Annotated in this window: 1 protein-coding gene; it reads left to right on the top strand. The window is 61.1% G+C overall.

Annotated elements, in window-relative coordinates; translation table 11 throughout:
• Nucleotides 1-20: 20 nt before the first annotated feature.
• On the top strand, nt 21-301 hold a 281-nt coding region (locus KMS84_RS44390), incomplete at its 3' end, for a lysozyme family protein (protein WP_256921535.1).

The raw sequence follows: 301 nt of genomic DNA, 5'->3' as shown, positions 1-301 counted from the left end.
ACGCCGACATCCCTTCTACGGTGCTGTTCGCGATTGCCCTGCAGGAGAGTGGTATCCGCATCCGTGGTCGACTGCTGCCGTGGCCTTGGACGCTGAATATCGCCGGAACACCCTACCGCTTCTCCACTCGCCAGGCCGCCTGTCACGCCTTGCTTCAAGCGCTCACCCGGCATGACGCTAAGCGGGTCGATGTTGGTCTCGGCCAAACCAACCTGGGTTACCAGGGACAACGTTTTTCCAGCCCCTGTGAAGCCCTCGATCCCTACCGAAATCTCGCCGTGACCGCCGCGCTGTTACAAGA

It is taken from the genome of Streptomyces hilarionis (assembly GCF_024539675.1).
Taxonomy (GTDB): Bacteria; Actinomycetota; Actinomycetes; order Streptomycetales; family Streptomycetaceae; genus Streptomyces; species Streptomyces hilarionis.
Note: the sequence above shows the minus strand (reverse complement) of the source record. Positions and strands in the feature narration are given on the sequence as shown.